Genomic DNA, 24,615 nt, shown 5'->3' on the forward strand with positions numbered 1-24,615 from the left:
TCTAGAGCAGCGCACCCTTGGGAATTGTCTTCTCAAAGTTTACGACACGCTCGTTAGCGCTTAACGACACAAAGACATTGCGCTTAACCTGCGTGACGGGCGCCTGCTTACACAACCGCCAAGGCCTTTCAAAGTTGAAAAGCCCCGAACCGCGCGGGCAACGCGCTCAGTAATTGTACTTCCAGCGAAAGCCGCCCCAGGTGCCGCCCTCTTCCGTGCGCAACTCCAGGTTGGCGCGCGAGGTCAGCTCCCATTGGATGATGAAGGCGGTACTGCCCTGCTTCATGCCCTGCTGTACGCCCACATAAAGCTCTTCTGTAAGGTATTTGCCCATTTCCACAGAAGCGCCGGCGGTCATATCCTCACTGTTCTCGCCGGACCCGCCGGACGTGCTCCGCCCGCTGTCCGTATTAAGGCGCAGCACATCCACGCCCAGCGTCTTGCGACCCAAATCTGAAAAGCTGCCCCCGCCGCCGCTGCCAAAACCGGCCAACTGGGCCACGGCTGCGGCCAGGCGCAGGTTTTCCAGCCGCCCCAGTTCACTGGTGCTCTTGCCAAACAAAATCTGGGCCAGGATCTCGTCCCTGGGCATTTCCGGCTCGCTACGCAGCGCCAGCTGCAGTTTGCGCGCGGTGCCAGTGAGGGCAATGTAGGCCGTAAGCTCCGGCGTTTCATTGCTCAGCAGCAGATCCAGCATGGGGTTGCCGGGCGAACCGCCGGCAAAGCCCACCCGGCCGCGCGACAACTTGAAATTTTTGCCCATGAAGTCCAGGCTGCCTCTGGCCGCCTCCACCTGACCGTCAATGATGGGCGCGGCGGGCGTACCGCCCACATGCATGTCAGCCCGCCAGACGCTCTTCAGCCCGTACCCTTCCACGGAAAACCGGCCGGGCATGACCAGGCGCAGGTCCAGCAGACCGGCGGGCTCTGTGGCTTTGGCCGGTGGCGCGCCCTTGGTTGAAGGCGGAGATGCGGCGGATTTGGCCGCCGCCGGGGCCGGAGCCTCGCTGAGGGGCAAGGTGGTCACCGTGCCCGTTACCGCCAGCTTGTTCAGCCAGACTTCGCCCTGATTCACGCGCACTTCACCGCGCACTTCCGGGGCCGCAGCCGTGCCCGTTACCGCGACTCGGCCAGAAAGGTCCACGCGCACGTCGCGCCGCCGCAAAGGCCGCAGCCGGTCCAGAACCGTCACAATATCCAGGCCCGCACCGTCCAGGCCGGCCTGGCCCGTGACCCGCAGGCTGCCGCCAAGGCCGTCGGCCGCGGCCAGACGCAGACGGGCCTTGCCCGGCTTCATGCCTTGCTGTTCCAGATCCACCCGCAGGTTGATGTCCTGCAGTTGCGCGCCCAGCTGCACATTTTCGTAGCGGCCGCCGTCCATCTGCACAAAACCCTTGACCGCCGGGGCTGCCGGACTGCCGCCCAAATCCAGAGAAAGATCCAGCTGTCCGCCCAGGCGCTGGTCCGCCACGGGCACCAGGCTCCAAAGCGGCCCCACCGCCCCCTTCCAACGCACCACCCCTCTCAGGGGGCCGTGCATATCTGGCGTAGGCAGACCGTCCGGCCCAAACCGCAGAGGCAAACGCGCCTCCAACCGACAAACGCTGCCGCCCAGAGCCCGCACGCTTTCCGGGTCCAACAGCAGACGCAGGGCCAGGGCATCCCCACCGCCGCGCTCTATCTTGCCTGTAAGGGTCAAATGCAGGGGCTTGAGCGGGCTGTTGGGCAGCCGCAGATCCCGCACCTCCAGGCGCAGGTCGCCGCCAGGGGCAGCGGCCTTGCCGCTGAACTGGACCTGCGCCGCCACCACGCCTTCGGGCACGGCCTCCGCCAGGGTTCGCCAGGGGGTCAAATCCAGATTTTCCAAAGAGAGCCGCGCCGTCATCCCCGTTGCGTCCTTGCTGCCCTGCGCCCGCAGCCGCCCCGAAGGGCTGAGCCGCAAGTCCAGGCCCTCCAGGCCGAAGCCGTCCTCGCCGTAGCGCAGCTGCAAACCGGGAGCCGCCGTGAAGCCCAGCTTTTTCTTCTCCAGGCGGGCCTCCAGGCGGTCCACCACAACGCTGCCGGGCTGCCAGCGCAAGGCCGTATGCGCGACCACAAAGCCGCTGGTCCGCAGTTCGGCGTTGAGGGGGCCGTGCAGTGAACCCTGGGCGCGCAGATGCGCCCCCAGCTGCAAGGCGGCCTGCCGCAACTCCGTCAGGTCCAGGCTGGCCTCGGCCAGGGCCTTGCCCCAGAGGTCCGCCAGCCGCACCGTGCCCGCAAGCCCACGCACCTGCAAAGGCTCCGCCCCCGCCGCCGTGTAGACAAGACGCGGCACGCGCCAGCCCAACGTCACCCCCTGCACTGCGGGCACGGGGGCGACGGGCGCGGTGGACGTCGACGGCAAGGAGGACGTCTGCAGCCCTGAAGGCTGCGGGGCGGGAGACGGTGGAACGGCCTGCGCCACCGCTGTGGCCGCAGACGGCTGCGCCGCCGGGGGGCGGAACGCATCCGTGGAAGAACCGGAGGAAGTAGCGGCCTGGGAACGCAGCTGCAGGGAAAGGGCCGCCTCGCCGGAAAGGCGTGCGCCGGGCAGCAGAGCGGCAAGGGCCTGCCAGTCGGCCACGCGCACGCTCAGCTCCCCGTCCAGCGCGGGGTAGGGGTTGCCCTGCGGCAGTACGGCGCACACAGCGCCCGTAGCCGCCACACCCGCCGTCAGGCTGGAAAGTTCACGCAGCCCCGCACGCAGGTCCGTGCCCGCGCGCGCAGCAAAAAGCACGGCATGGGTTTTGAGTGCCCGCCCGTCCAGCGCGCCGACAAGGTCCAGAGTCACGGTCAGCTCCGGAGCGGCGGCCGACGAAGAAGCCCCGGTCGCGACGGGCGCAACAACGGGTGCGGCATCGGGCTCATCCGGTCCGTTGCCCCGCTCCCCGGCCGCGGAGACAGGTTGCAAAACTGCGGCCGCCGTACTGCCGGAGGCACTGACCTGCGCACTTTCGGCGGGAGCCGCGACGTCGGCCGGCGTCGGCAGCAGCGCTGTCCAGCGCAGGGGCTCGGCCGCAAGCCGCAGGGTTGTGCCTGTCAGGCTGTGGCCCCCGGCGCGCACATTTGCACAGTCCAGCGTGAGCAGGGTGCGGGGCGCTGCCAGCGGCCCCTGGGCGGTCAGGTCCAGGCGCAGGGGCGCGCCCAGCATATCCAGGGGTGAGGCGACGCCCTGCGCGGCGGCAACGGCGGACGCCTCGCCCGAAGCTGGAGCGGATGCTGCCTGCGTGGTTGTGGTCGCCGGAGTTGCCGCGGCAGGCGGGGTCAGGCCCACGCCCAAGGCCAGATCCAGAGGGCCGCTCAGCCAGGAACCTGTGGCCGGGCTGGTCCAGACGGCGTGGCCGTCCACCTGCAGCGGCCCCGCAGTCAGGCGCAACGCTGTAAGCCCGGCGGAAAGCCCTGTGGCCGGACCCGCGTCCTCAGGTGCGGTGAGCCCACCCTCCAGGCCCAAGGTCAGGGCCGCGCCTTGGGCCAGCACAGCGGCGGGCAGGCCGGCGGCCTGCGACGCGGTTCCGGCGGGTGCCGGGGTCAGGGCGGCCGTAAGGGAGGCCGTGGCCTTGAGGGACGCGCGCCCCCCCTGCCGGACCGGGGTCAAAGCCGCTTCCGCCTGCAGTGACGCGGCGGCGCAGACGGCGCCGCTCAAAAAGAAGGCCGCGCCCGTGGTTGGGGCCAGCGTGGCCATGGCGCGCAGGTGCGCGCCTGCCGTCCCCGCCTGCGCCTGCAGTGTCAGATCCACGCGTAAAGTCTGCGGCGCGGCCGGGGCCGGATTTGCAAGGGCCGCCCCGTCGCCCACGGGTGTGGCCTGTGCTGCCGCGTTGTTTTCGGACGTCAGTTTTTCGGGCGCAACCTTCGCCGACGGGCTCTTTGCAGCCGCCCCTTGCTCCGATGAACTGTTCTCCGGCCCGGACAGCGCCGATGCAGACGGCCCGGGCGCGGGCGGCAGGCTTGCGCCCAGCAGGTCAGCGGGCAGACGCGCGTTTTCCAGGGCCACTTCCTCCAGGCGCACCTGGGGCAGCCAGCCGGGCAATTGCGCCGCTGCCCGCACCGCTTGCCCCAACAACTGCCGCAAGCCCGCTTCAGTGAGCGGAGGCGTAGGCTCCGGCGGCGGGCCGGGCGGCAGCTGTGGCCGCCGCAGCAATGTCGCATTCTGCACGCGCAGTTCCGCAATGCGCAAAGCCCCCGGCAGGGCCTGCCAGTCCCAGACAAAGCGCACGCTGGGCACCCGCAGCCAGAGGCCCTGGCCGTCGTACAGCTCCAGCCCCAGCTGTGCGCCGAAGGGCAGCGGGCCCGCAAGACTGGTGATGCGCACGCGCAGACCTTCCGGCGCGGCGGGCGCTTCCGCAGGCGCGCCGGGCGGCGGAACAGAACCGGCGTCCAGGGTGACAGGCCGGTCCAGGGCGGCATTGATCCGTTCCACCAGCCAGCCCTGCACCGCAGGGCTGCGCAGGGCCAGCACCGCGCCGACCGCAACCAGGGCGAGCAGCAGCACCAGGCCCGCCAGCACACGCCACAGGACGCGCCAGATCCGCCACCAGGCGCGGGGCCGGACAGGGGGCCGGGCCGGGCCGGAAGCCGGTGGGCCGACGGGAGCCGACGGCTGCGGGGGACGGACGTCGGGGCTGGCGTCCGGAAAGCGGGGAGGAGTGGGAGCCGCCATCAGAAAGACTGTCCTATACTTATGTAGACCTGTACGGGCGGGTCGCCGTCAACAGGCTGCAGGGGCACGCCCACGTCCAGGCGCAGGGGGCCTATGGGCGTGTAGTAGCGCAGGCCCAGACCCGTGCCCCAGTTCATGTCGCCCAAAATGCGCGGCAGTTCGTCCCTGTAGACCATGCCGCCGTCCAGAAAGGGCACCAGGCCGACGTTTTCCGCCACTTTAAAGCGGGCCTCCAGGTTGACCACCTGGTAGGAGCGGCCGCCCAGGGGGTCGCCCCCGCTGTCGCGCGGGCCCAGCGACTGGTAGGCGTAGCCCCGCACAGACCCCGCTCCGCCCGAATAGTAGCGCAGGCTGGCGGGGATGGTGCGCAGATCCGCGCCCGCAAGGCCCCCGGCCTCCACCCGGCCCGCCAGAACCAGAACATCGTCCGGCCGCCCCTTAGCCGTGCGAAAAGGCGCATAATAAGCGCTGCCGCCCACGCTGCCGCCCAGGGCGTTGAAAGATTCCTCATAAAAGCCTGTGTACGGCCGGAACTTGACAAAAAGTTCCGAACCACGCGTAGGATTGAGGATATTGTTGCGCGAATCGCGCCGCAGGCCTGCGCGCGGGCCAAAAAAACCGTAGCCCTGGGCGTCGCGCTCATTATCCTTGATGGAACCGCTCTCGCCGCCCAGCCCCAGACTGCCCCACCAGTGCCGGGAAAGACGGCGCTCCACATCCGCCCCGGCGTTGCCGGCGATCTTTTCGTAAGCCTGGGTGTTTTCGCGCAGGGCCGAGGCCGAACCCAGCAGGCGCTGCTCCCGGCCAAAAAAAGCAGGCTTCTCGAAAGCCGCTTTAAGGCCTTGGGTTTCGGTGGCTATGGGCGCGGTAAGAGTGAGCTTTTCGCCGTTGCCGAAGAGATTGCGGTGCTGCCAGAAGCCTTCCACGCCCAGGCCCGTATCTGTATCATAGCGGGCACTGCCGCCCACGGAGCGGAAGGGGGCCTCGGCCACCTCCACTTCCACGGGCAGCACGGCCAGGCCGTCGGCTCCGGACCGCGCCCCGCCATCCGCACCGGCGGCAAGGGCCGCTGTCTGCGGTCGGGCCTCCACTGTGCGAAAAATGCCCAGGGCGCGCAGTTGGTTGGCGTAGTCTTCCACCTTATCCGCGTTCCAGGGGTCTTCCCCCGGCTGCCAGGGGGCCAGACGCTGCACATAGGCCGCGCTGACGTCCTCATTGCCGCGCACCGTCACCCCGCCCATGAGTGCAGGGGGCCCGGTGCGGATCACAATGCGCGCCAGCAGCTGCCGTTTTTCCCTGTCCAGGCTGTAATGAGCGTCCGCCACTGCGGCCAGGGGGTAGCCCCGCTTTTGCAGCCTCTGGGGCAGGGCCTCCACCGCCGACAGCATGTCTGAAGCCGTCACCGGCTCCCCCACCAGGACGCCGGGCAGGGTGCGGGGAAATTTGGGCGGCGGCACGGGCTCCGTCTCCCACCCCCAGAAGCCCGTTTCACGCACGCGGTTACGAAAAGCCTCGGGCAGCACGGGTTCCGGCTCATAGATCACGTCCGCCGCGCCCAGCGTGTAGCGCGGCCCGGGCTGCAGGGACAGGGTCACCGTCACGGGCCTGGCTTCCTGGTCCAGACTGAAGGCGGCCGTGCCCTCGTAATAGCATTGGGACTGCAGGAGCTGCCCCGCCGTGTCCACATCCAGGCGGGCGCGCCGCTCCAGGGCCAACAGACTGTCCGGCGGCTCTTTGACGAGTTGCTCCAGCTGGCTCAGATCGCGCATTTTGTCGGCCAGTCCCCCAGCTTCCTTGTCAACGGGCTCCCGCACCACAATCCTGACCTTATAGGGGATGGGCTCGCCCTCCCAGGCGGCTTCGTCCCTGGCCGCGTCCCCACCGGGCTGCCCCGCTCCGGCAGCCGCGGGATCGGACGGCGCGGCGTCCTTGGCGGCAAGCAGGCCGCAGCCGCCCAGCACCGGCCAGAGCAAAAGCCACAGCAAAGCCCAGGTCCGCCGCGCCCGCGCCGACAAACCACCACAGCAGCGGCGGCGCGGCAGGAGGGCACAGAACCTATGATCGCTGCGGCACAAACTCATGCGATTACTATACGCAGCTCTTTGCCTGTAAGCAAGAAACATTCGCAACTCTATGCAGCCAGGCCACTTGGCAAGGCCGCACCGCTCTGGTACCACGACAAGAGGGGTGCGGAACCCCTTTTCGGGAAGGCTGTTCACCGTTCCGAACCCCCAAGCCCAGGGAGTATCCACAATGAACTATGACCTCTGTCTGCATATGGACGCCGACGACCCCGCCGCCCTGCGCCTGACGCTCAAAAACGCCTTCAATTATCTGAAGGCCCTGCCGGACCAGATTTTCCAGCTGGTGCTGGTGGTCAACGGTCCCGGGGTGCGCCAGTTTGTGCTGCACAACGCCGACGGCGCGGCTCTGGCCGCCCCCCTGCAGGCCAAGGGCCTGCACATCCGACTCTGCGCCAACGCCCTGGCCGACAACAACCTTACCCCGGACGACCTCTGGCCCGGCTGCCAGGTGGTGCCTGCCGGCCTGGTGGAAATTGTGCGCCTGCAGCGCAAAGGCTTTGCCTACATCAAGCCCTGATCTGCGCGCGACTGCCGCGCCGCCTTGGCAAACCTGCGGCGCGGCGCTATCTTGAGCGCCACAGTCGCCGGAAGAGCATGCCAGCACCCTGCGTCGATGGCCCGGGAGGAGAACAGCATGAACGGTTTTGCGCAGATTCTGGACGCCGCGCGCCGCACGACGCCCGTGGTGCACAGCATCACCAACTATGTGACGGTCAACGACTGCGCCAATATGATCCTGGCCTTGGGCGGTTCGCCCATCATGGCCGACGATCCCGACGAAGTGGAGCAGATCGTGGCCATAAGCGCGGCCCTTGTCATCAATATCGGCACCCTCAACCGGCACACAGTGCCGGCCATGCTGGCCGCCGGCAAGCGGGCCAACGCCCTGGGCAAACCCGTGGTGCTGGACCCCGTAGGCGCCGGCGCTTCGGATTTGCGCAACAACGCCCTGGCCCGCCTGCTGGGCGAGGTCCGTTTTGCGGCCATCAAGGGCAACAGCGCGGAAATTCGCTTTCTGGCCGGCAGTGCCGTGGCCGCCAGGGGCGTGGACGCCGGGGACGATACCCTGGTTACAGAAGCCAACCTGACGGCCAGCGCCCGCATGGCCGCCGGCCTGAGCGCCCGCACGGGCGCTGTGGTGGTGGCAAGCGGCCCCATCGACCTGGTGGCCTGCCCCACTGCGGTCTGGGCCGTACGCAACGGCAACGCGCGCCTGACGGGCATCACCGGCGCGGGATGCATGGCCGCCGCCGTCACGGGCTGTTGTCTGGGCGCCGCCCCGGACAAAGCCCCGGAGGCCTGCCTCTGCGCCATGACAATTATGGGCGTAGCCGGCGAAATAGCTGCGGCGCAATCTGCCCCCGATAAAGGCGGACCGGGCAGCTTCCGCATGTTTCTTCTAGACGCCGTGAGCAGCCTGAGCAGCCCCGCGCTGGCAGCGCGCGCCAGAGTGGAAGCCGTACTGTAAAGCGTCGGCCAAAGCAGTGAGAGTTACGACATTGGGCCGCCGCAGCTGGGATAAGGCGCATCCGGCCAACTATAACCGAAGTGGTTCCCGCCGTGACGGCGGCCTTGGTGCGCCCATCTTTACGCAAGGCACAAAACAGCCTATAGGGAGAGGGACATCCGTCATCCCGGCGCGTCCGCAGTCCACATTTCCAGCCACAGGTAGGTCATGAACCGCCCCCACGAAATTCTCATTGGTCCCTTGTGTCTTGCCCTGCTGGCCACGGCCTTCAGCGCCTGGAGCGCTCTGGGCAACGAAGTCAGCATCTGCGTTACGGCGGGCTGTTCTTTGTATCAGGACAGCGCCATCGCCGGCATCCCTCTGTGGTGGCTGGGCGCAGGCGTCTTCGCCGCCTTGGCGGGGCTGGCCTTGCTGGGGCAGGCCGCAGCCGGTCGCGCCCTGGCCGGGCTCGCCCTGCTGGGCGATGTGTTTCTGCTCGCCCTCATGGCCTTCACCGCCCCCTGCGTAAGCTGTCTGGTAGCCGCCGTATTTTTTGCCTTGCTCTACCTGGGTTTCAGGCAGGCGACGGCGACGCGCAACCGCGCTTCACGGCCGGGGCGCTCGGTGCTGCTGGCGGTCTGGCTGGTGCTGTTTATCGTCAACGTAGGCGCAGTGGCCCGCAGTTTGGCGCAGGTCTGGCCCCTGACCGACAACGGCGAGGAAGCCACGGTCCACATGTTCTTTTCCCCGTCCTGCCCCAGCTGCCGCGAGGGCATCCGCGTCCTTTCCGGCCATGTGGACGTAGCCTTCTACCCCGTGGCGGAAAACGAGGCTGACGTATACAAGACGGCCCGCATGATGGAGCTCCTGGACCAGGGCCAAAGCATGGCGCAGGCCCTGGAAGGCGCGCAGCAAGCCCAGCCGCCCACGGGGCTGGCGGCCTGGTGGCCCGACCACTTCTGGCTGCGCTTCCGTCTGTTGCGCAACAAGGCGCACATTTTTCTTTCCGGCGGCCAGGCTGTGCCTTTCTTTGAATACCACGGCCTGCCCAGCATGCTGACCCGGCAGGGAGGGAACGCGGCACGAAATCAGGGGCAAAGCCCGCCCTTGTCGTCCGCCGCGCCGCAAGGCCAGAACGGCTTTGTCCCCACAACGGACCCGGCCCTGCCCGCAGAGCTGGCCCCGACCCCCCAGATAGCGGGGCAGTGCTCCGGGCCTGTGCCTTGCCCGTAGCCCTGCGTCACATTGAAACGGCTTCAGGGACGGGGGAGCAGCGCACTGCCCCGGCCACGACAACGCTGGGGGAGGCACACGTTTTCTCCACCTCCCCAGACTTGTGCCAAACACGACAAGGGGCTTGACGCACTTTGCGCTTCCCATTTATATGAGAGAGCCTTGGCCGCAAGGCTCTGAAGGGGTGGCATGAAAGCAATCGACGTTTTTCGTCAGCATAAGGATGCCGTGACGGCTTTGTGGACGGAGACCGTGTTCAACACTTATCCGTTTGAAACGACAGGGTTTCTGCGTACCAAGCACGACCCCTTCGGCAACCCTGTGGCCCACATGACCAAGGAGGCCGCCGCAGCCCTTTACGACGCCGTTACCGGCGAACATGTAGCTGTGGAGCAGGTCCGCAAGGCGCTGGACCGCTTCATCAAGCTGCGGGCTGTGCAAAAATTCACGCCAAGCCAGGGTTTGGGGGTCTTCAGCGCGCTGAAGCCCATCCTGCGCGCGCAGGTCATGCCCGCCCTGCAGGCGGAAGGCCTTTTGGCGGAATATCTGGAGACCGAATCGCGCGTGGATACCCTGACCCTCCTGGCCTTTGATATGTATATGGAAGACCGGGAGATTCTGGCGCAATCGCGCATTACGGAAATACGCAACCAGTACGCCCAGTTGGCGCGCTGGGCGCAAAAGCTGGAGAGCGGCTCGCCGGACGGCCCGGCGAACGCGCGCTGACCCCCCTGCGCAGTGCAACCCTGATCCGCGTTGCGGCCGCATAGGCGGCGCATGCCCAAGCGGCGCGGCTGCGGCCGAAATCCGCGTTTTCCGGCTGCGCAAACCTTTGGGCGTTTCAAGGGGCTGCCCGCACCAGGGAAAGGCCTGCCGCGCCCGGGGCACGACAGGACGGCGCGGGATTCGGCAGGCAGTGAGAGGCCGCTCCGGGCCTGCTGCTCAAAAAGCGCCGGAAGCTCTTTTCCGGCGCCAAAATGCTCTAGTGGAAGTGAGGTAGGGAATGTTCAATTCATTACTGCTGGTGCTGCTCATAGGAGCCGTCGCCTGGGCGGGGTCGGCCATCGGGCTGGCGGGCCTGTTCGGCGTGGCGCTGCCCTATGTGGCGGTGGTCGTGTTCATCGGCGGCATGGTCTGGCGCATGGTCTACTGGGCCAAATCGCCCGTGCCCTTCTGCATCCCCACCACGGGCGGGCAGGAGCAGTCGCTGGACTTCATCAAACAAAACAAGATCGACTGTCCCAGCACCACCTGGGGCGTGGTCAAGCGCATGTTTTTTGAAGTCTTTCTTTTTCGGTCTTTGTTCCGCAACACCTATGCCGAAGTGCGCGAGTTTGACCCCGCCAACAAAGGCCCGCGCACCATCTACTATTCTTCCAAGTGGCTCTGGGCCTTCGCCCTGCTGTTCCATTACTGTTTTCTGCTCATTTTCATCCGGCATTTTCGCTTTTTTATGGACCCCGTGCCGTCCTGTATCCGCTTTCTGGAGAGCATCGACGGCATCATGCAGGTGGGTTCGCCGCGCTTTTTCATGACCGGCGGCCTGGTGCTGGCGGCCCTGCTCTTCTTGCTGGCGCGCCGCGTGTTCAACGAACGGCTGCGCTACCTTTCGCTTTTCAACGACTACTTTCCCCTCTGGCTGCTCATGGGCATCGTGGGCACGGGCATCTGCCTGCGCTACTTTGATAAGACCGAGATCGCCCAGGTCAAGATTTTCATCATGGGCCTCACGCACTTTACGCCCGTGACCACTGCGGGCATCAATGCCCTGTTCTTTACCCACCTTACTCTGGTCTGCGTGCTGCTGATCTACTTCCCCTTCTCCAAGCTGGCGCACATGCCGGGCGTGTTTTTCAGCCCCACGCGCAACCTGGCCAACAATTCGCGCCGGGTGCGGCACATCAACCCCTGGAATCCGCCCAAGCAATTCTTCACCTACGCCGAGTACGAGGATACCTATCGCGACGCCATGGCCGAGGCCGGGCTGCCGCTGGAAAAGCAACCCGACAAGGCCGCCGAGTAAGGAGTCTTCATCATGGCCAAATTACCTACGCCGCAAATGCTTGTCGCCAGCCGTCCGGCCTTTCCGGACGCCCAATGGCTTGACGTCAAGCCCGAATTTACGCCGGGCAGTTACTGCTACCCGGCAAAAAAAGAGACTATGGAACTGCTGCACATGCCGCACCCCCACGACTGGGATCCGTCCGCCGAGGACTGGAACCTGCCCGAGGACTGGGAGCAGATTCTGTGCGACGCCTTTGCCGAACGCCTCGAAAAACACCGCTCGCTCAAACTCTTTATGGATATCTGCGTGCGCTGCGGGGCCTGTGCGGACAAGTGCCACTTTTTCCTCGGTACCAATGACCCCAAAAACATGCCCGTGCTGCGCGCGGAGCTTTTGCGCTCCCTTTACCGGCGCGACTACACCATGCTCGGCAAACTGCTGGGCAAGAAGGTGGGCGCGCGCGGCTGGGACAAAAGCGTAGTGAAAGAGCTTTTCTACTACGCCTACCAGTGTACGGAATGCCGCCGCTGCTCCCTGTTCTGCCCCTACGGCATCGACACGGCGGAAATCACCGCCATCGTGCGCGAACTGCTGCACGAAGTGGGCCTGGGCATTCACTGGATCATGGACCCGGTGAAAAACTGCAGTTTTACCGGCAACCACTTGGGCATTCAGCCCCACTCCTTTGTGGAAATCGTGGAAATGCTGGCCGACGACTGCGAAACCGTCTGCGGCATCCGGCCCAAGACTCCCTTCAACGAAAAGGGCCACGAAATCCTTTTCATTACGCCCTCCGGCGACGTTTTTGCCGACCCCGGCATCTACACCTTCATGGGCTACCTCATGCTCTTCCATGAGCTGGACCTGGACTACACCCTGTCCACCTATGCCTCTGAAGGCGGCAACTTCGGTTCTTTCACCACCTTCAACATGGCCAAAAAGCTCAACGCCAAGATGTACGCCGAGGCCGAGCGCCTGGGCTCCAAGTGGATTCTGGGCGGCGAGTGCGGCCATATGTGGCGCGTGATCAATCAGTATATGGACACCTACAACGGCCCGGCCCCCGCCAGCATGGAGGTGCCCGTTTCGCCCATTACCGGCACGGTGTTCAAAAACGCGGCTTCCACCAAGATGGTCCATATTGCCGAATTCACGGCCGACCTTATCCACCACAACAAGCTCAAGCTGGACCCCAGCCGCAACGACCACCTCATCACCACCTTCCACGATTCGTGCAACCCGGCCAGGGCCATGGGCCTGCTGGAAGAGCCCCGCTACGTGCTCAAGGCCGTGTGCAACAACTTTGTGGAAATGCCCGAAAACACCATCCGCGAGCAGACCTTCTGCTGCGGCGCGGGTTCGGGCCTGAACACCGAAGAAATTATGGAACTGCGCATGCGCTCCGGCATGCCGCGCGGCAACGCCCTGCGCTATGTGCAGCAGAAGTACGGCGTCAACCACATGGCCTGCGTGTGCGCCATTGACCGCGCCACCCTGCCCCCCCTGGCCAACTACTGGGCGCCCGGCGTCTCCGTAAGCGGCCTGCACGAGCTGGTGGCCAACGCCCTGATCATGAAGGGCGAGCACAAGCGCACCATGGACTTGCGCCAGGAAGACCTGCCCAATGTGGCGGAGGACGAGGACGACGCGCCTGAGACGCAGGGGGAGGGCCAATAAATGTACAACGCCAAAGCTGTCATTGTGGGGATCATCATCTTCGTGGTCCTGTTCACCTCCCCTTTCTGGGTCAGCATGCTGGGCAGCAAATATTCCAGCACCGGCATTGTGTTGCCCAAGAATGAAAAAGAGTGCATTGAAAGCACCGCCTTCATGCGCGACCAGCACATGCGCCTGCTCAACGAATGGCGCGACGAGGCCCTGCGCAAGGAAAACCGCGTTTATGTGGCAACCAACGGCAAAAAATGGACCATCAGCCTGCAGAACACCTGTTTAAAGTGCCACAACAACTACAAGGAATTCTGCGAAAAGTGCCACGTGGCCAACAGCGTTGATCCTTACTGCTGGACCTGCCACATCATTCCTCAGGGGAGCAAGTAATGAACAAGAGCAGAAGAAGCTTTCTGAAAGTGGCGGGGCTTTCTGCCTTTGCCCTGAGCAGCGGGGTGGCGGCTCTGGACGCTCTGGCCGGCAATGCTCTGGCCCAGGTGGCCCCCGGCCGCTATGAACGCGCCGACCACGCCCTGCACGCCAAACGCTGGGCCATGGTCATTGACACGCGGCAGTTTGCCGGCCCTCAGGACTATGAACCCCTGATCGAGGCCTGCCACAAGGCGCACAACGTGCCGCACATTCCCGACAATCAGGATATCAAGTGGTTCTGGCTCGATTCTTTTGAGCACACCTTCCCCGATGAAATGAACGCCCACCTGGACACCAAACGGGCTACCGCCAGCTATCCCTTGCTCTGCAACCATTGCAGCAATCCGCCTTGCGTGCGGGTCTGCCCCACCCAGGCCACCTACAAGATGGAAGACGGCATCGTGGCCATGGACTACCACCGCTGCATCGGCTGCCGCTTCTGCATGGCGGGCTGTCCCTTTGGCGCGCGCTCTTTCAACTTCAAAGACCCGCGCAAATTCCTGCCCGACCCGGTGCCCAACCCCGCCTTCCCCACCCGCATGATCGGCGTGGTGGAAAAGTGCACCTTCTGCGCTGAGCGCCTGGCCGTGGGCCAGATGCCCGCCTGCGTGGAAGCCGCCAAGGGCAAAATCCTGTTCGGCGACCTGGAAGACCCCAATTCGTCGGTGCGTCAGGCCCTGGCCAACAACTACAGTATCCGCCGCAAGCCCAACCTGGGCACGCAGCCCGGCGTCTACTACCTTATCTAGGGGGAACAGGCCATGCTTGAAAAATTGCTCGACGGTCCCAAGACCTACTACGTGTGGCTGCTCTTTCTGCTCTGCGTCATCGCGGGCTGCGGCCTTGTCTACCTTGATCAGCTTAAAAACGGCCTCTCCGTCACGGGCATGAGCCGCGACGTTTCGTGGGGCCTCTACATCTCGCAGTTCACCTACTTTGTGGGCGTGGCGGCCTCGGCCGTCATGCTGGTGCTGCCCGCCTACTTCCACCACTACAAGAAATTCAAGCGCATGATCATCTTCGGCGAGTTCATGGCCGTGGCCGCCGTGTGCATGTGCGCCCTTTTCATCGTGGTGGACCTGGGCCAGCCCCAGCGCATGCTTAACGTCATGATCCACCCCACGCCCAACTCCGTCATGTTCTACGACATGCTGGTGCTCATCGGCTACCTGCTGCTGAACATCACCATCGGCTGGGTGACCCTGGAGGCCGAGCGCCATGAGATTGATCCGCCCAAGTGGATCAAGCCCCTCATCTACCTCTCCATCCTCTGGGCCTTCTCCATCCATACGGTCACGGCCTTCCTCTACGCGGGCATCCCCGGCCGCCACTACTGGCTCACGGCCATTATGGCCGCGCGCTTCCTTTCCTCGGCCTTCTGCTCCGGCCCCGCCATCCTGCTGCTGCTCATGCTGGTGCTGCGCAAGCTCACCGGCTTCGAGCCCGGCAAAGAGGCCACCAAAACCCTGGCCACCATCATCGTCTACGCCATGTGCGTCAACGTGTTCTTCTACCTGCTGGAGCTTTTCACCTCCTTCTACAGCGGCATTCCCGGCCACGCCGAGCCCATCCGCTACCTCTTCTCCGGCCATGACGGGCACCTGCCCTGGGTGAGCTACTGGATGTGGGCCGCGGTCATTATGGCCTTCGGCTGCCTGGTCATCCTCATCCCGCCGCAGTGGCGCACCCACCCCACCCTCATGCCCATCGCCCTGATCATGCTGGTGCTGGCGTCCTGGATCGACAAGGGCCTGGGTCTGCTGGTGGGCGGCTTCACCCCCAACATGTTTGAAGCCGTCACCCCCTACATGCCCACGGCCAAAGAAATCGCCGTGGCTCTGGGCGTCTACGCCATCGGCGCCCTGGTCCTTTCCCTACTCTGGAAAGTGGCTCTGGGCATTAAACGCGAAACAGGCCACTTCTGCGGCGACTAACACCGCCGTCTCGCTACAATAAAAAAATACTTTTGCGGGGGAAGGACGTTGCAACAAACGCCCTTCCCCCGCAAAAACGTTTATGCTCCCGGAATTTTGCGTCAGCCGCCCCCTTCCCGCTTTTCCCCTTTTCCGCTTTCGCCCGCTTGCCGCGCTTTTCCCCTTGACGCCACCGGCCGCGGCCTTACTCTTTTCCCAGACGCGCCGTTCCGGGTCTACACACCGGGGCGGCCTTGTCAGACCCGTACGGGGGAGCGCAAGCATGGCAGTATCGTACAAGGATTATTACAAACTTCTGGGCGTAGAGCGGGGATCCAAGGCCGAGGACATTTCCCGGGCCTACAAAAAGCTGGCCCGCAAATACCACCCGGACCTCAACCCCGGCGACAAGCAGGCCGAAGAAAAATTTAAGGAAATCAACGAAGCCTACGAAGTGCTGAAAGATCCGGAAAAACGGAAGCTCTACGACCAGCTGGGCCCCAACTGGCAGCACGGGCAGCAGTTTCAGGGCGAACCGGGCTTTGAAAACGTGCACTTTACCTTCAACGGCAAAAACTTTGACGGTTCGGGCTTTTCGGACTTTTTTGAGACCCTCTTCGGCGGCGGCGCGCGCAGCCAGTTTGGCGGAGGACGCCAGGCAGGCGGCTTCGGCCCGGACCCCTTTGGCGGCTTTTCCGCGCGGCAACGCCGGGGCCGCGACGTGGAGGCCGAGTTGCCCCTGAGCCTGGAGGAGGTCATGCGCGGCGGGCCGCGCACGGTCACCCTGCAGATGGCCCAGGGCCCCAAGACCCTGGAGGTCAACGTGCCTGCGGGCATCCGCGAAGGGGCCAAGCTGCGCCTGGCCGGCCAGGGCGACCCCGCCCCCGGCGGCACGCCCGGCGACCTTTTTTTACGGGTGCGCTATCTGCCCCACAACACCTTCAAGGTGGACGGCACAACCCTGCAGTGCGATGTGGCCCTGGCCCCGTGGGAAGCGGCCCTGGGCGCGCGCGTGCAGGTGCCTACCCTGGAAGGCGCGGTGGAAATGCAGATTCCCGCAGGCTCCAGTTCCGGGCGCAAGTTCCGTCTGCGCGGCAAGGGCCTCGGCGCGGCCGGCCAACGGGGCGACCTGCTGGCCAGAGTCATGATCAAGGCCCCAACTGCCCTGAGCGACGCGGAGCGCGAACTCTGGCAAAAGCTGGCGGAGACCTCGACCTTCAAGGCGCGGGCCTGACGGCCGGGTGGAGGGTAACATCATGAGCATGACGCCAAAAAAGCCGTCCTGGCCTGTCCCTTCTGCGGTCATGGCCTGGGAAGAATTTGTAGAGGCCACCGGCATCGCGCCGGAACGCCTGGAAGAACTGCTCAGCCTGGGCTGGATTGAAACGCGCACCAGCGCCGCCCGGCAGTACTTTTTCCGCGATGCGGACATTTACCGCGTGCGCAAGCTGGAGCGCATCTGCTGCGATTTTGAACTGCCCGTGCTGGGCGGTACTATTATTGTGGACCTGCTGGAGCGCATCGACGCTCTGGAACGCAGCGTGCGCAGCCTGCAGAAGTTTGAGGAATAACAGGGAGGCGGCTCCGGCCCCTGCGTAAAAAAGCCGGAAGACCGCGGCGCCCCCTTGGGGGCGTACAGCGTGTGGAGGAATGTTATGGACATCAACAAGTTTACCGACAAAGCCCGCGAAGCCGTCAGCGAAGCACAGACCCTTGCCGCCGGCATGGGCCATCAGGAAACTGACGCCGAACACCTGGCCCTGGCCTTGGTGCGGCAGGAAAACGGCATCGTGCCCCGCATTCTGGAGCAGATGGGCGTGCAGCCCAAGGCCCTGGCCGTGGGCCTGGAAGGCGCGCTGCGCAAGCGGCCCGCGGTTTCCGGCGGCGGCATGGACCCCACCAAGATCATGATCACCCAGCGCCTGGCCAAGGTGCTGGGCGACGCCCAGAATGAAGCCAAACGCATGAAGGACGAATACGTCAGCGTGGACCACCTTTTTGCCGCGCTTACCGACGTTGCCCCTGCTTCGCCTCTGGGCGAGGTTTTTAAGGAATACAAGCTCACCCGTGCCGCCTTTGTGGCCGCCATGGAAGAACTGCGCGGCGGCGCGCGCGTGACCAGCGCCAACCCCGAAGACACCTTCGAAGCCCTTTCCAAATACGCGCGCGACCTGGTGGAGGCCGCGCGCCAGGGCAAGATGGACCCCGTCATCGGCCGTGACGCCGAAATCCGCCGGGTGGTGCGCATCCTCTCCCGCCGCACCAAAAACAACCCTGTGCTCATCGGCGAGGCCGGTGTGGGCAAGACCGCCATTGTGGAGGGTCTGGCCTTCCGCATCGTCAAGGGCGACGTGCCCGAAGGCCTCAAGGGCCACAAGCTCTTTGCCCTGGATATGGGTTCGCTCATCGCCGGGGCCAAGTACCGCGGCGAATTTGAAGAGCGCCTCAAGGCCGTGCTCAACGAAGTGGAAAAAAGCGAAGGCCAGATCATCCTCTTTATTGATGAGCTGCACACCATTGTGGGCGCGGGCAAAACCGAAGGCGCCATGGACGCGGGCAACCTGCTCAAGCCCATGCTGGCCCGCGGCGAGCTGCACTGCATCGGCGCCACCACTGTGGACGAGTACCGCAAGTACATCGAAAAAGACCCGGCCCTGGAGCGCCGCTTCCAGCCCGTCATGGTGGACGAACCCACGGTGGAAGACGCCATCTCCATCCTGCGCGGTCTCAAAGAGCGCTTTGAAGTCCACCACGGCGTGCGCATCAGCGACTCGGCCATCGTGGAAGCCGTGGTGCTCTCCCACCGCTACATCACGGACCGCCAGCTGCCGGACAAGGCCATTGACCTTATTGACGAGGCCGCTGCCCTCATCCGCACCGAAATCGACTCCCTGCCTGCCGAACTGGACGAGGTGAACCGCAAGGTCATGCAGCTCGAAATCGAGCGCGAAGCCCTGCGCCGCGAAACCGACGCCGCCTCCCAGGACCGCCTGCAACGCCTGGAAAACGAACTGGCCGACCTGCGTACCCAGCAAGCCGCCATGCGCAAACAGTGGGAGAGCGAAAAAGGCTCCATCAACACCGTGCGCGAAATCAAAGGCGAAATCGAACAGACCAAGCTGGCCATCGAACAGGCCGAACGCGCCTACGACCTCAACAAGGCCGCAGAGCTCAAATACTCCAAGCTCCTTGAGCTGCAAAAAAAGCTGGCCGAAGCCTCCAAGGCCGGCAGCTCTGAAGGCCAGCGCCTCTTGCGGGAAGAAGTGGGCCCCGACGACGTGGCCGAAATCGTGGCCAAGTGGACGGGTATCCCGGTCACGCGTCTGCTGGAATCCGAACGCGAAAAACTCCTCAAACTGGCCGATCAGCTCCACGAGCGCGTGGTGGGCCAGGACGAGGCCGTGACCGCCGTGGCCGACGCCGTGCTGCGCGCCCGCGCCGGACTCTCCGATCCAGACCGGCCCACCGGCTCCTTCATCTTCCTCGGCCCCACCGGCGTGGGCAAGACCGAGCTTTCCAAAGCCCTGGCCGAAGCCCTGTTCGACACCGAAGACAATATGGTGCGTCTGGACATGAGCGAATACATGGAAAAATTCTCCGTGTCCCGCCTCATCGGCGCGCCCCCAGGATACGTGGGCTATGACGAAGGCGGCCAGCTTACTGAAGCCGTGCGCCGCAAGCCCTACTCCGTGGTGCTTTTTGACGAAATCGAAAAAGCCCACCCGGACGTGTTCAACACGCTGCTGCAGCTGCTGGACGACGGCCGCCTCACGGACAGCCAGGGCCGCACCGTGGACTTCCGCAACTGCATCATCATCATGACCTCCAACATCGGCTCCACCCACCTGCTGGACGGCATCTCTCCGGACGGAGCTCTCAAGGAAGGCGCACGCGAACAGGTCATGGAAGAACTGCGGGCCCACTTCCGGCCGGAATTCCTCAACCGCGTGGACGAAACCGTAGTCTTTCTGCCCCTGCGCCGCGACCAGATCGCCCGCATTGTGGACCTGCAGATGCAGCGCCTGCGCCAACGCCTGGAAGAACGCAAAATCAAACTGGACCTCACGGACGCCGCCCGCACCTTTATGGCCGACGCGGGCTACGACCCAGTCTACGGCGCGCGGCCCCTCAAACGCTACGTCCAGCAGGCGGTGGAAACGCCCCTGGCCCGCGAACTGGTCAGCGGCAAAATCCGCGACGGCCAGCACGTTACCGTGGACGTGCAGAACGACGCCCTGGTCTTCAACGCCAAATAAGGACTAAGGGGAGTTCTTTGTGGGGGGAAGGGAACCTTTTTGCAAAAAAGTTTCTTCCCCCCACGCCCCCCCATCCTTCAAAAAACTTTCCTCCCCTCACAGGGACCGCGCGGGCGGACCCTGACCGCCGCACCAACCTGGCGAAGGGCTGTCTTGTCGCCGGATTCTGCCCGCCACTGCTTCAAAAACGTCGCGCATTTCTTTACTGCCGCCCCACCGGCAACCGGAGAAAGGGGATGTTATTCCCCGACAAAAAAGAGGCTGATGCGGAAGGGGGAAAGTACGCCTTGGTACAGACCCGGTCCACAACAGCCTCTTAACGCAGTCAGGGAGGCAAAAGCCGCCCGCGCTGCGGGCTAGAGCAGTTAGCGAATGAAATGAGCTAACTGCTCTGCAAGGATTTTCTTGAAAATCCTTGCCACGAAGTGCGAGAAGGCAGGCTTTTGCCTGCCGTAAGCGAGCATTTCAAGTGTTAAATGCTCTACGGATGGCACTTGGACTTAGCGCAGCCCGTAAGATCCTTCTTAAGTTCGGGCTTTTCAGCCACGACCTTGGAGTGGCAACCCAGGCAGGTCATGTGCTTGAGTTCCGTGCGGGTGTGCACCACGGCGTAGAGGCTCTTTTCGCCCTTTTTAGCCTTCAGGTCGTCGTGGCAACCGGCGGAGCCGCACTTGGCGAAGCTCTCTTTGCCGTTTACCAGATGGTGACAGGTGACGCACTCCACCTTGGCGTGGGGGGCATGGGGGAACATGACAGTCTTTTGTGCGCCCTTGAACTCCAGCGGCTTGTCCGGAGCAGTGGGGGCGGCCAGCGCGGGCAGAGCCAGCGCCAGCACGAGGCTACAGGCCAGAACCAAAGTTTTTTTCACGGCGGACCTCCTTGTAAAATGCGGAAAATGGGAATTGTCCAGACCATACGGTCCTCTTGTCCCTCTGTCAATGTGGACCGGCTGCAGGGGATAGCCCTTGCGTGCACCTTTTTGCCGAGAAGGAAACAACTGGCTACAATAGCTTGTATTTTCAATTTTAATGAGTACGCCGTATTCTTAAAAAGAGTGACATATTTGACGCCCCCCTTGCAAGGGTCTATATCCTGCCGTATCATTACGCCCTATTGGCAGAAAGTTCACCCCAACATACTTGACTGAAAGGGAGGAATATGAACATCTTCGCACGGCTTCAAGAGGTTTTGATGCGTGAATTGCGGCTGATGCATTATCCCATAGCCGTAAAGTACTTTTTTGATAAAAAAGAATTGGAAGACTTCAAACGCGATCAGCCCCACTATGCGCCCGTAAAGGCCCTGACTTTCTGCCAGGCCGAAGTAGGCGCGCGCATGGAGGGCCTTACCGTGCTGCTGGAGCAGGATAAGCTGGGCTGTTCCAATGCCAAGTTCGTCTTCGGCTGGAAAGGCCTGGACGAAGGGGAAATAAAGAGCCACGCCAAGTACTGCGCGGACGAGGCCCATGCCCGCAGCGTACTGGAGGCCAAACCCCGTCTCAAGGAAAATGCCCTGCTGGCCGTGGCTGTGTCGCCGCTGGCTCTGGCCTCCGGCATGCCGGACGTGGTGCACTTTTACTGCGATTCCATGCAGGCCTACCACCTGGTGGACGACTGGATGGCATCGCAACGACGGGCGCGCTTCCAGCCTTCCATGAGCGTAAATTCCGCCGCCTGTTCCGGCAACGTTTACAGCTTCAACACCCAGGAGGCCAACCTCTACCTGGCCTGCAGCGGCAGCTACAATTCCGGCAAGACCGAACGGGGCGAAATCAACGTTTCCATTCCCGGTTCGCAGTTGGAAGGCGTGGTACAGCGCCTGGAAGACCGCATCAAGGCCAAGGGCGGGGCCGCTATCACCCGTCTGGGCAATCCCTTCCCAGGCGCGGCCATCTGTAAGAACTGCCCGCTCATCATCTTCAAAAAGGAGACGAGCGGGGCGGCGCAGGCCTGACCTTCACGGGGCTGCGTTAGCCCACCCCAAAAGGCCGACGCAGCCGCACGCACAGGTGGGGGCTGTGTCCGGTCTGGAGTCTTATTTCAGCTTCCGGGGTGCGGCCTCTGCCCGCCTTATGCGCCCCGCATCGGCGGTCTGGCGTCCGGCAAGGGCCGCCTTTTGCGCTCGTAGCCGCGCGGGGTGAGCATGTACGGGCCCAGGGCGCGGCTTGTGGCGTTGCCGATGATGCACAGGCTGAGCATGTCCACCTGCTCCGGGTCCACCGTATCCAGACGCAGCACGGCCGCGCTCTGCCCGGGGCGAAAGGCCTGGCGCACCACGCCCACGGGGCAGTGCGGCTCCCGATAGTTGCGCGCCAGGTCCAGGGCCGCAGCCAACTGCCCCTGCCGTCCGCGGGAACGCGGGTTGTAGAGCACGCAGACAAAATCCGCGGCCAAAGCCGCCTCCAGCCGGCGCACAATGGTTTCCCAGGGCGTAAGCAGATCGCTCAGGCTGATGCAGGCAAAGTCGTGCATCAGCGGTGCGCCCAACAGGGCCGCCGCCGCGCACACCGCGGGCACGCCCGGCACCACGGCAAAGGGCACCACACCCACCAGACCGCGCGCCTCCAGGGTTTCCAGGGCCAGACCGGCCAGGGCGTAAATGCCTGGGTCGCCGGAGCAGACCAGGGCCGTGGGCTCCCCGGCCAAGGCCGCGTCCACGGCGGCGGCGCAGCGCTCGGCCTCCTGGCGCATACCCGTACTGATGCGGGTTTTGCCTTCCAGCAGTTCCGGCGGCACCAAATCCATATAGAGATGGTATCCGGCCACGCAACGGGCTTCGTGCAGCACCTGCCGGGCCTGGGGCGTGAGGCATTGGGCGTCGCCGGGGCCAAGGCCCACCACATGCAAGGTCGCGGGATTCATTTTTTTTCCTCCATGCCTACGACGGCCGCGCAGGGCGGACACAGGGCTACGGCCAAGGTCAGGGCCGCGCAAAATATGGTCTTGGGCGTGAGCAGGCGCGCCTGCCCTCCGACAGCTTCAGCCGCCAGCAGGGCCGCCCCTTCGCACACGCTGAAGGGCGGCAGGCCAAAGCGCCGCCCCGCCGCCGCCGAAGGGTGCGGCACAGGGCAGCGGGCCAGATCTGCGGCGTCAAAACCGCGCAGGGGCACGCGCAGCAGGGCGGCCAGTTGTTGCAGGGCCGGTTCCTCCAGTTTTTCCCGCACGGTGGCCAGACCGGCCACGGCAGACAGCTCCAGCCCCTGCCGGGCGCAAAGGGAGCACAGGGCGTCTGCCGCCGACAGATCGGGAATACCCTTGCGGCAGCCCAAACCCACATATAGGCGCGGCACAGCCACCCGCAGCCTGCCGAACGCGGGGGGCAGCCGCCGATAGTGCGCGGCCAGCAGCAAGCCGCCTTCCGGCTGCCGGGGCGGCGCGACGTGCTCCGCCTGGGGGTCTGCCGCCGCCAGCCGGTCCGTTTGCGTGTCCACACGCTCCAGCCAGGGTCGGGACGGCACAGCACCGCAGGGATCCCAAAGCCGCACGGTCCGGCCTTCCAACAAGGCCGCCTGCAACCGGGGCAGCAGGGGCCAGTCTGCCAGGCGCAGGCCCGCATCCCGCAACAGCAGGTCCAGGGCTTCGGGCGGGCGGCCCGCCGTGCTGTCCTGTTCCGGCCCTGCCCCGCCCGTTGCTGTCCCTTGCTCCGCCGCGTCCGAAGCGGTGGTGATGACCGGCACGGCCCCCAGCAGAGCCGCCAGACGCCGGGCCAGGGCATTGCCGCCGCCCCAGTGGCCGGAAAGCAGGCTCACCACATGGCGGCCTGCCGGGTCCAGGACCAGCACGGGCGGGTCCACGCTTTTATGCGCCAGCAGGGGGGACAGGGCGCGCACGGCAATGCCCGCCGCACCCACAAAGATGTGCGCGTCAAAGCGGCGGTAGGTGTCGGCCAGCAGGGCGCTCAGGCTGTCAAAAGGGCTGGCGTCCGCCGGACAAAAGCGGCTGGGGGCATAAAGACGACAAAGAGCTTTATCAGAACCGAATGGAGAGGGGATGACGGCGTCAGCAGGTGTAACGGATGCCGCCGCAGGGCCGGATACAGCAGCAGGGGCGGGCCGGGGCGCGTTCGTGAGCGCCGCCGCCACCCGCCGGGCCAAGGCCAGGCCCCCGGAGCTGCAGACATAACAGGCCATGACGGCGGACATAGGCATCTCCAGGCAGTGCATCACGCCGCTGGGGAAAAAGGGGGTTCCCCTACCCTCCCAGATAGGCTTCGCGCACGGCGGGGTCGGCCAGCAGGTTGGCGGCGCTGTCTTCGCGCACCACCTTGCCTACTTCCAGCACATAACCGCGGGTGGCCAGGCGCAGGGCGGCGCGGGCGTTTTGCTCCACCAGCAGCACGGTAACGCCGCGTTTATTGATGGCCCGCACGGTTTCAAAGATGGAGCGCACCAGCAGGGGGGCCAGGCCCAAAGAGGGTTCGTCCAGCAGGAGCAGGCGCGGCTGGGCCATGAGGGCGCGACCGATGGCCAGCATCTGCTGTTCGCCGCCGGAGAGGGTGCCGGCCAGCTGGTCCTTGCGCTCCAGCAGGCGGGGGAAGAGGTCAAATATCCACTCCAGGGTCTTTTCGCTGCGGGCTTTGTCGCGCACGCAGAAAGCGCCCAAGCGCAGGTTTTCCAGCACGCTCATGACGCCAAAGACGCGGCGGCCTTCGGGGGACTGGGCAATGCCCAGGTCCACCACCTTGTGGCTGGGCAGGCGCAGGAGGTTTTGGCCCTCAAAAAGGATTTCGCCGGCAAAAGGGCGCACCAGACCGCTGATGGAAAGCAGGGTGGTGCTTTTGCCCGCGCCGTTGGCGCCCAGGATGGTGACGATTTCGCCTTCTTCCACGCGCAGGTTAACGCCGTGCAGCACTTCCACACTGCCGTAGCGTACCCGCACGTCGGCCAGTTGCAACAGGGCCATG

The 24,615-nt window shown here is 64.8% G+C and carries 19 protein-coding genes; 13 read left to right on the forward strand and 6 right to left on the reverse strand.

What is annotated here, in order from left to right; all coding sequences use genetic code 11:
* Positions 1-166: 166 nt before the first annotated feature.
* Positions 167-4,675 carry a translocation/assembly module TamB domain-containing protein gene (locus tag EB812_RS01695; RefSeq protein ID WP_130957753.1) on the reverse strand — a complete coding sequence of 1,503 codons (4,509 nt, stop codon included), beginning with the start codon at positions 4,673-4,675 and terminating at the stop codon, positions 167-169.
* Positions 4,675-6,660: an autotransporter assembly complex protein TamA gene (locus EB812_RS01700; protein WP_242621156.1), complete on the reverse strand. Its 1,986-nt coding sequence runs from the start codon at positions 6,658-6,660 to the stop codon at positions 4,675-4,677. The genes EB812_RS01695 and EB812_RS01700 overlap by 1 nt, the downstream gene beginning before the upstream one ends.
* Before the next feature lie 268 nt (positions 6,661-6,928).
* Between EB812_RS01700 and EB812_RS01705 the strand changes: the two genes are divergently transcribed.
* From EB812_RS01705 to clpB, 12 genes are all read left to right on the forward strand, one after another.
* A complete protein-coding gene (locus EB812_RS01705; RefSeq protein WP_118229584.1) occupies positions 6,929-7,276 on the forward strand; it encodes a DsrE family protein in 348 nt (115 codons plus the stop codon).
* Between the two features lie 117 nt (positions 7,277-7,393).
* Complete coding sequence (gene thiM, locus EB812_RS01710; protein WP_118229585.1) at positions 7,394-8,227, forward strand: hydroxyethylthiazole kinase; 834 nt, start codon at positions 7,394-7,396, stop codon at positions 8,225-8,227.
* Between the two features lie 207 nt (positions 8,228-8,434).
* Complete coding sequence (locus EB812_RS01715) at positions 8,435-9,439, forward strand: hypothetical protein (RefSeq protein ID WP_130957755.1); 1,005 nt, start codon at positions 8,435-8,437, stop codon at positions 9,437-9,439.
* 189 nt (positions 9,440-9,628) lie between these two features.
* Positions 9,629-10,165, forward strand: a complete 537-nt coding sequence (locus EB812_RS01720) for an RsbRD N-terminal domain-containing protein (RefSeq protein ID WP_118229587.1) — start codon at positions 9,629-9,631, stop codon at positions 10,163-10,165.
* 277 nt (positions 10,166-10,442) lie between these two features.
* Positions 10,443-11,462: a sulfate reduction electron transfer complex DsrMKJOP subunit DsrM gene (dsrM, locus tag EB812_RS01725; RefSeq protein ID WP_118229588.1), complete on the forward strand. Its 1,020-nt coding sequence runs from the start codon at positions 10,443-10,445 to the stop codon at positions 11,460-11,462.
* A 12-nt stretch (positions 11,463-11,474) separates the two neighbouring features.
* Positions 11,475-13,121, forward strand: coding sequence for a sulfate reduction electron transfer complex DsrMKJOP subunit DsrK (gene dsrK / locus EB812_RS01730; RefSeq protein WP_118229589.1), 1,647 nt, complete (start codon positions 11,475-11,477; stop codon positions 13,119-13,121).
* Complete coding sequence (gene dsrJ / locus EB812_RS01735) at positions 13,122-13,502, forward strand: sulfate reduction electron transfer complex DsrMKJOP subunit DsrJ (protein WP_118229590.1); 381 nt, start codon at positions 13,122-13,124, stop codon at positions 13,500-13,502.
* The gene (gene dsrO, locus EB812_RS01740; protein WP_118229591.1) at positions 13,502-14,293 is read left to right on the forward strand and encodes a sulfate reduction electron transfer complex DsrMKJOP subunit DsrO; all 792 of its coding nucleotides are present in this window, start codon (positions 13,502-13,504) and stop codon (positions 14,291-14,293) included. Before dsrJ ends, dsrO begins: the two co-directional genes overlap by 1 nt.
* 12 nt (positions 14,294-14,305) lie before the next feature.
* Positions 14,306-15,478 carry a sulfate reduction electron transfer complex DsrMKJOP subunit DsrP gene (gene dsrP, locus EB812_RS01745; RefSeq protein ID WP_118229592.1) on the forward strand — a complete coding sequence of 391 codons (1,173 nt, stop codon included), beginning with the start codon at positions 14,306-14,308 and terminating at the stop codon, positions 15,476-15,478.
* Positions 15,479-15,740: 262 nt separating this feature from the next.
* Complete coding sequence (locus EB812_RS01750; RefSeq protein ID WP_118229593.1) at positions 15,741-16,691, forward strand: DnaJ C-terminal domain-containing protein; 951 nt, start codon at positions 15,741-15,743, stop codon at positions 16,689-16,691.
* 22 nt (positions 16,692-16,713) lie between these two features.
* Positions 16,714-17,028 carry a chaperone modulator CbpM gene (locus EB812_RS01755; RefSeq protein ID WP_118229594.1) on the forward strand — a complete coding sequence of 105 codons (315 nt, stop codon included), beginning with the start codon at positions 16,714-16,716 and terminating at the stop codon, positions 17,026-17,028.
* Positions 17,029-17,112: 84 nt separating this feature from the next.
* Positions 17,113-19,713 carry an ATP-dependent chaperone ClpB gene (gene clpB, locus EB812_RS01760; RefSeq protein ID WP_118229595.1) on the forward strand — a complete coding sequence of 867 codons (2,601 nt, stop codon included), beginning with the start codon at positions 17,113-17,115 and terminating at the stop codon, positions 19,711-19,713.
* Positions 19,714-20,194: 481 nt separating this feature from the next.
* Here the strand turns inward: clpB and EB812_RS01765 are convergent, their stop codons facing one another.
* Entirely contained in the window at positions 20,195-20,581 is a 387-nt protein-coding gene (locus EB812_RS01765; RefSeq protein ID WP_118229596.1) for a cytochrome c3 family protein, read from the reverse strand.
* Positions 20,582-20,871: 290 nt separating this feature from the next.
* Here EB812_RS01765 and EB812_RS01770 point away from each other — a divergent pair, with 290 nt between their 5' ends.
* Positions 20,872-21,666: a DUF169 domain-containing protein gene (locus EB812_RS01770; RefSeq protein ID WP_118229597.1), complete on the forward strand. Its 795-nt coding sequence runs from the start codon at positions 20,872-20,874 to the stop codon at positions 21,664-21,666.
* Between the two features lie 116 nt (positions 21,667-21,782).
* On the opposite strand, the gene cobJ is transcribed toward EB812_RS01770, so the two are convergent.
* From cobJ to EB812_RS01785, 3 genes are read right to left on the reverse strand one after another with little or no spacing between them, the layout of a single operon-like run.
* Complete coding sequence (gene cobJ, locus EB812_RS01775; protein ID WP_118229598.1) at positions 21,783-22,574, reverse strand: precorrin-3B C(17)-methyltransferase; 792 nt, start codon at positions 22,572-22,574, stop codon at positions 21,783-21,785.
* Positions 22,571-23,854: a cobalamin biosynthesis protein gene (locus EB812_RS01780; RefSeq protein ID WP_242621157.1), complete on the reverse strand. Its 1,284-nt coding sequence runs from the start codon at positions 23,852-23,854 to the stop codon at positions 22,571-22,573. The genes cobJ and EB812_RS01780 overlap by 4 nt, the downstream gene beginning before the upstream one ends.
* Before the next feature lie 49 nt (positions 23,855-23,903).
* Entirely contained in the window at positions 23,904-24,614 is a 711-nt protein-coding gene (locus tag EB812_RS01785) for an ABC transporter ATP-binding protein (protein ID WP_118229599.1), read from the reverse strand.
* Position 24,615: the final 1 nt, after the last annotated feature.

Origin of the sequence: Desulfovibrio legallii (genome assembly GCF_004309735.1) — a bacterium.
GTDB classification, from domain to species: Bacteria; Desulfobacterota; Desulfovibrionia; order Desulfovibrionales; family Desulfovibrionaceae; genus Desulfovibrio; species Desulfovibrio legallii.